Here is a 1365-nt window from a genome sequence, read left to right as displayed (position 1 = left end):
TGGCACGCAACGGGTGGGCGCTGGCACACACCGCCACGATCCCCGGCCCCGAGGGCGTCATGTTCGTGGACACCCTCACCCGCACCGAATCCTGACCCGCACCACCACCGACGAGGAAAGACCATGTCCGACACCATCACCACCAGCCCCGCGGCCAAGGAGCCGACCCTCTGGGGCGCGGTGGCCGAGTTCGCGTCCGTGTTCTCCCACGGAGACACCGCCGACGAGCTGGCCGTGCGACTCAGCTGCGCCGAGGTCGACGCGCTGGCCGGACTCCTGCGAGCATTCGGACGAGATGAGGCCGCGGACCTGTGGATCGCGGAGCACGCGACCGACGACGACGAGGGCGACGCCCACACCCTGGAAGGAACCCACCGATGAGCGAGCAGCAGCAGACCACGCCCGACCCGGCGGCGACCTACCAGGCGGCCGTCGCGGCCTTCGCGGCCACGCTCTCCGACCCGGCCGTCACGGAAGCGATCGCCCCGACGCTGCCGTGCTGGCGCGCGACGGGCATCATCGACCTCCTCACCCAGGCCGGACACACCGACGCCGCCGAGAAGTGGGCCGAGCTGCACGCCTGGTCCCCGGTCAACGACGAGCACGACCCGCATCGCGGCGACCGGTGGGACGACTGATGCTCACCGTCTACTCGAAGCCGTCGTGCGTGCAGTGCACCATGACCTACCGGGTGCTCGAGAAGAAGGGCATCGAGTACACCACCGTCGACATCACCACCAACCCCGCAGCGCTCGCGTACGTCACGGAGGAGCTGGGCTACTCCGCCGCCCTCGTGGTCGTCGCGAGCGACCAGGACCATTGGTCGGGCTTTCGCCCCGACCTCATCGAGAAGCACGCCGCATGACCGGCCCGAACGTCATCGGCGACGACTACCGGGCCGGGTACCTCGCCGGACAGGCCGACCGGCAAGGCGAAGTCGACTGGCTGGAGAACGAGCCCGACCGGCTCTACCGCCTCGCCTACGGCGACGAGCGCCGCATCCCCGCCCTCACCGTCACGCGCGCCGAGCTCGAACAGCGCAGAGCGCTGTCCGAGCCGCCCGTGGAAGTCACCCGCCGCGACGCTCTGGCGTCCTGGGGCATCGAGACACCCGCCACCGACACCCCGGCGGCCGCGGCCGCGACCGAGAACCCGTCGACGTCGACGGGACCCACCAACCGCACGAGCAGGAGACGACAGATGAGCACCAGGACCATCACCGGCAACCTCGCCGCCGACCCCGAGGCCGTGCAGGCGGGCCGCGTGCAGATCGTGAAGCTGCGCGTCATCGAGAACACCGGCGAATACCGCGCGGGGGAGTGGACCCCGCACGACGCCCCGACCACGCACTACGTGGAAGCGAAG

The 1365-nt window shown here is 70.7% G+C and carries 3 protein-coding genes and 1 pseudogene; all 4 read left to right on the top strand.

The features are described from left to right. The first annotated feature begins 123 nt into the window (after nt 1-123). A complete protein-coding gene (locus C5D44_RS17480; protein ID WP_219815369.1) occupies nt 124-381 on the top strand; it encodes a hypothetical protein in 258 nt (85 codons plus the stop codon). Next, on the top strand, nt 378-638 hold the full coding sequence (locus tag C5D44_RS17475) for a hypothetical protein (protein WP_104256091.1): 261 nt from the start codon (nt 378-380) through the stop codon (nt 636-638). The genes C5D44_RS17480 and C5D44_RS17475 overlap by 4 nt, the downstream gene beginning before the upstream one ends. Beyond that, nucleotides 635-865, top strand: a complete 231-nt coding sequence (gene nrdH / locus C5D44_RS17470; protein ID WP_104282388.1) for a glutaredoxin-like protein NrdH — start codon at nt 635-637, stop codon at nt 863-865. Before C5D44_RS17475 ends, nrdH begins: the two co-directional genes overlap by 4 nt. Then, nucleotides 862-1365: pseudogene (locus C5D44_RS17465) on the top strand (hypothetical protein); the annotation flags it as partial. The gene nrdH and the pseudogene C5D44_RS17465, both read left to right, overlap by 4 nt.

Origin of the sequence: Rathayibacter sp. AY1B5 (assembly GCF_002932795.1) — a bacterium.
Classification (GTDB): Bacteria; Actinomycetota; Actinomycetes; order Actinomycetales; family Microbacteriaceae; genus Rathayibacter.
The sequence above is the reverse complement of the archived record's forward strand: the minus strand, read 5'-3'. Positions and strand labels throughout refer to the sequence as shown.

What these genes read in the sequence shown, in the direction of transcription:
- C5D44_RS17480 (WP_219815369.1), top strand. Translation starts at nt 124, where the DNA reads ATGTCCGACACCATCACCACCAGCCCCGCGGCCAAGGAGCCGACCCTC.
- C5D44_RS17475 (WP_104256091.1), top strand. Translation starts at nt 378, where the DNA reads ATGAGCGAGCAGCAGCAGACCACGCCCGACCCGGCGGCGACCTACCAG.